The organism is Alienimonas sp. DA493 (assembly GCF_043951915.1).
Lineage (GTDB): Bacteria > Planctomycetota > Planctomycetia > Planctomycetales > Planctomycetaceae > Alienimonas.
This window is the reverse complement of the sequence record NZ_JBINJD010000251.1, coordinates 1-4,708: the sequence shown is the minus strand read 5'-3', so window position 1 is coordinate 4,708 and position 4,708 is coordinate 1. Positions and strand designations below refer to the sequence as shown.

Genomic DNA, 4,708 nt, shown 5'->3' with positions numbered 1-4,708 from the left:
GCGGACCGTTTTGGAATCTGCGGTCCCCGGGTGAGAACGGTCCGCACAGCGGACCCTACGAGCGGTTCGCCCCCGGGACCCACAGCACGTCGACGGCGCCGTTTTCGTTGGCGGCGCGGCTCAGGCAGAACAGCAGGTCGCTGAGCCGGTTGAGGTAGACCGCGGCCTGCGGGTTCACCCCTGGTCCGTCGGAACCCGCCGCGGCGTGCAAAGCCCAGAGGGACCGCTCCGCCCGGCGGCAGACGGTCCGGGCGAGGTGCAGGCGGGCTGCCAATTCCGTGCCGCCCGGCAGTACGAAGCTGGACAGCGCCGGCTGGGGCGCCGCGGCCGCCTTCGCGGCGTTCGTGATCCGCTCCGTCTGGGCGGCGCTGATCCGCAGCGGCGGGCGTTCGGCGGTCTCCTCCCCCTCCGTCAGCGGCACGGCGAGGTCCGCCCCCAGATCGAATAAATCCTGCTGCACGGCCGCCAGCGGGGCGTCGATCGCCCCGTCCCCGGCCGCGGCGCAGCGGGCGAGGCCCACGGCGGCGTTCAGTTCGTCCACGTCGCCGATCGCCGCCAGCCGCGCGTCGGTCTTGGGAACGCGGGAGCCGTCCGCCAGGGAAGTCTCCCCCCGGTCTCCGCCGCCGGTGACGACCTGATCGATGCGCATGGAGTCTTCAAGCGGGGGCGGCCGCCGACCGGCGACGGCGAAACGGGAGTTATTCGAACGGGTTGCCGTCGACCGGCCCGTTCGCGGGTGGCGGGCCGTCTTGGGCGGGGGCGTCGCCGTCCTCGCCGGGGCCTTCCTCGCCGGGAGCCGGCGGGAGGGTTCCGGCGACGACCTGCTCGAACGCGGGGTCGCCGTGCAGGACGTCGAGGTCCGGGTCGGTCGAGGCGTGGTGCCGGTGGTCCGCCCCGTCGAGGCCGAGGCGGTAGGAGCGGATCAGGTGCTCGCGGGCCTTGTCGTGGTAACGCTCGTAGCGTTCCTTCGTCTCGGCGTCGGCCTCGCCGGAGTCGATCGCCGGCTGCAAGGCCTTTGCGGCGACGCCGTAGACGCAGGCCATGTTGTAGGCGAACAGCCGATCCTCCGGGTACTTCTTCAGCCCCTCCTCCGCCCGGGCGAGACCGCCGTCGACGTCGCCGCCCAGTTCGATCTCCAGGATCGCCAGGCCGGTCATTGCGAGGTTGTCGTACGGGTCGAGCTCCAGCGCCCTGCGGTAGTCGTCGCGGGCGCCCTCCAATTCTCCGGCCTGCCCGCGGCTGAAGGCCCGCTGGCTCCAGCCGGCGGCCAGCTCCGGATCGAGGCGGACGGCGATATCGAGATACTTCAGGCTGTCGCGGTGGGGCTCGACGCCGCCGTCGACCAGGCCGTCCTCGTTCGCGTCCCGCATTGCCTGCTGCCCGGCCTCGTAGAAGAACGCCTGGGCCGGCCCGTACAGCGTGAGCCGGGTCACGGCCGCGTCCGCCGCGGCCCGCCGCACGGGGTTCTCGTCCCAGCGGCCCTCCAGCACGGCGGCCCGCGTCGCGGGGGTCGCGCGGGCGATCAGCGTGAGCGCCAGCCGGATCGCCGCGGTGGCGTCCTCGGCGGATTGGAAGGCCTCGATCAGCAGGCGGTCCACGGTCGCCGGGTCGGTGCGGGCGGCGTCGAGGGCGGCGCTGGCGGCCTGCTCGAAGGATTGGTCGCCGCTTTTGAGGGCGTCGCCGGCCAGCGGAGGCAGGCGGTCCGGGGCGAGGTCGGCGACGGCGTCCAGCGTGACGGTGCGGGCCGCCCGGTCCATCCGCTCCCACGCGTCCGCCAGCCGCCCGCCCACGGCTTCCGCCGACGCCCGGTCGCCCGCCGTCGGGGCGAGGGCGGCGAGCAACTCGATCGTTTCGGGCCGGGGCGATCCCTCGCCGGCGTCGAACAGCCGCCACAGCGGCTCGGCGGCGGCCGGCGGGCGGGTCTCGCGGAGGAAGTCCGCCACCTCGTCGTCCAACGGGTCGCCGGCCTCGGCGGCGTCGGTCAGCGCCGAGAGGGCGTAGCGTGCCGCCAGCGCCCGGGAGGCGGGGTCCGACCGCTCCGCCAGTTCGTTGAAGGCGGCCCGGGCGGCGACCGGGTCCCCCCCGGCGATCGCGTCGGCGAGCAACCGGTCCGCCGCCGACGACCGCCCCGCCACCACGGCCCGCAGGGCGGCGACTCGCACGTCCGGCTCCGCCGTTTCGTCCCCGGCCAGCGCCACCAGCGTGCCCTCCCACGCGGGGTCGCTGTACTCCGCCAAGACGGCGAACGCCTCCGACGGCACCCCCTCCGCCCCGTCCGCCAGCGTCTCGGCCAGCGCCGTCTGCCCCTTGGGGAACCGGGAGACGGCGAGGCTCTCCGCGGCGGCGGCGGCCAGTTGCGGGTCCTCCGCGTTCCGCACCAGTCCGGCGAGCGCCGCCCGGGCGTCGTCCCGGTCGAACGCCCCGAGGGCGGACGCGGCGGCGCTGCGGACGGCGAAGCTCGCGTCCGTGGTCAGTTCGATCAGCAGCGGCACGCGGTCCGGGGGGAGGTTCGGCCCGGCGTGGCGAACCGCGCCCGGCCGCACCAGCGGGTCGGCGTTGCGGATCAGGGCCTCGGCCTCGGCCGGCCCGAGCGTCCGCAGGGCGCTCGCCAGCACCTCCGCGGCGGCGTCGGTCGCATCCTCGTACAGGGTCTCCCCGAAGTCCCCCGCCGGCCCCTGCGAGCCCAGCGCCATGCCGCCCTCCCGCAGGGCGAGCCGCAGTTCGCCGGCGGCGCCGAGCATCTCCTCCGTCGGCGGGTCGTCCGGGCCGCCGAGCAATCCCACGGCCCGGGCGAACTCCGCGAACCCCGCCTGCAACGGCGGCCACCCCGTGGAGCGGTAGGAGGCGAATTCCGCGAACCGGGCCTGCTCCGCGGGGTCGAAGCCCGGTTGGCCCAGCGGCCCCGCCGGGGCGTCGGGCAGCGGCGGGACGGCCGGCGCCCAGTCGCCGTCCCCGTCGCGGGCCACGTTCTCCCAGAGCAGCACGCCCCGCCGGCCGCCCTCGCTCGCCGTCGCCCGCATCCGGTCCAGCAGGGCGAACCGGCCGAGGTAGGTCAGCTCCCCCCGCACCGCGAACACGACCAGCGCGTCCTTCGGCCCGGTGCGGCGGACCTCCAGGTCCGCCAGACCGCGGTGATAGGCGGCGACGTCCAGCTCGGCGACCAGTTCCGTTCCGCCCTCCACCTCCGCCGCGGGGCCGCCCTCGGTTTCCGGCGGGGCGACCGTCCCGCCGACGACGTACGGGACCGTCAGCGTCAACTCGTTCGGCAGGTCGTTGCGGCCGCCGGGGAGGTTCACGAAGGACGCCGGGAACTCCGCGACCTCTCCCGGGGCGACGGTGCGGTAGCTCGCCCAATCCGCCGCGTCGCCGCGAATGTCGTTCGCGGTGTACCGCAGCCCCTCCGGCACGACGTTGGGGAGCAGCGTCTGCCGTTCCGCCGTCAGCGTGACGCCGGGGCCGAGGTGCACCGGCTGCGTCCCCGCGTTCAACACCCGCACCACCCCGGAGAGCGTCCGCACCGGCTGGGCCCGGCGGTCGCGGACGTAGGGCAGCGTGGCCCGTTCGTAGGCGATCCGCAGCGGCCCGCTCTGCGGCAGCGGATCGACGACCCCCTCGGCGGCAAGCGCCGCGCGGGCCGCCTCCAACCGGGCGATCATCGGGTCCGGCGCGTCGGCCTCGGCAGTCTCCGCAGCCGGACCCGGCGCGGGGCCGGTCGCCGGGGGATCGGTCGCGAGTCCGGCGGGCGGGTCGCCGAAGTCCTCCTGTCCCAAGGCGGCGCCCGCGAAGAGCAGCAGGGCGGCGAGCAACGCGGGCGCGTTGCGGGCGAGGGGCGCGTGAGGCACGGGGGAACTCGCGGAGCCGGTGCGGGACGAATCCATCGGAGCCATGATGGGCCGCCGCCCCCGGCCGGGAAAGGGTCGCCCCGGCGGACGACCCGGTCGGCGGCCTTCCGGCGAACCGGCGGCGAACCGCCGTTCGCGCGCCAGGGACGGGGAACTAGGGTGCGGGTTCGGCGCACGAGGCGTCGTTCGCAACTCGCTCTCCTCCCACGGACGGGACCCCCATGCCGGCGCCCCCGGTTCTGCTCGCCCTGCTGCTCTGCTCCGCCGGCCCGGAGACGGGCGCCCCGGTTGTGGGCGAACCCAACCCGCCCGCGGTCGACCCCGCCGTCGCGGCGATCCTAGCTCGGTGGGAAGCGGCGACCGCCGACCGCGTGCCGGTCAGCGAGGCGGAAAAGGCGGCGCTGCGGCTGGCGTCAGATCAGTCGGAGGAAGCCCTCGAGTTGGCCGCCGCCCTGCGGGGACCGGTCAGCGCCGGAGATTTGCTCGAACGGTATGAGTGGGAACTGCACCGGACGCCGTTGGGCCAGCGGAGCCTCTCCGCCGTGCCTCGCGATCCGATTGCCCGCGCGTTCACGCCCCGCCTCTTCGTCCGCTTGGAGGCCGGACTGACGCCGGGACTCGTCATCAACCCCGCTGACCTCTCGCGGGGTCGAGCGAACGGGCAGGACGCGGTCCGGGATGGTCTGACCGTGGTCGAACGCCGCATCGTGCCCGGCCGGCTCGTCGTACTCGCTCAGAAGTCCGAACCGAAACGGGACTCCGCGGAGCGTTCCCCGATCCGCACCGCCGTCTACGTCAAACCCGCCGGCGACGAGCCCGTGTGGAAGATCGAACGCCGCCTGAAGAAGACGCCGGCGACGCGGCTC

At 75.3% G+C, this 4,708-nt stretch carries 3 protein-coding genes; 1 reads left to right on the top strand and 2 read right to left on the bottom strand.

Going from position 1 to position 4,708, the window contains the following annotated elements:
- Positions 1-55 precede the first annotated feature (55 nt).
- Complete coding sequence (locus ACG2DA_RS21765) at positions 56-649, bottom strand: cob(I)yrinic acid a,c-diamide adenosyltransferase (protein ID WP_395258653.1); 594 nt, start codon at positions 647-649, stop codon at positions 56-58.
- 49 nt (positions 650-698) lie between these two features.
- The gene (locus ACG2DA_RS21760) at positions 699-3,842 is read right to left on the bottom strand and encodes a HEAT repeat domain-containing protein (protein ID WP_395258652.1); all 3,144 of its coding nucleotides are present in this window, start codon (positions 3,840-3,842) and stop codon (positions 699-701) included.
- A 221-nt stretch (positions 3,843-4,063) separates the two neighbouring features.
- Here ACG2DA_RS21760 and ACG2DA_RS21755 point away from each other — a divergent pair.
- Positions 4,064-4,708: hypothetical protein (locus ACG2DA_RS21755; RefSeq protein ID WP_395258650.1), on the top strand; the 645-nt coding region annotated here is incomplete at its 3' end.

Excerpts from the sequence above, each read along its gene's own strand:
- ACG2DA_RS21765 (WP_395258653.1), bottom strand. The coding sequence starts at position 649 with ATGCGCATCGATCAGGTCGTCACCGGCGGCGGAGACCGGGGGGAGACT.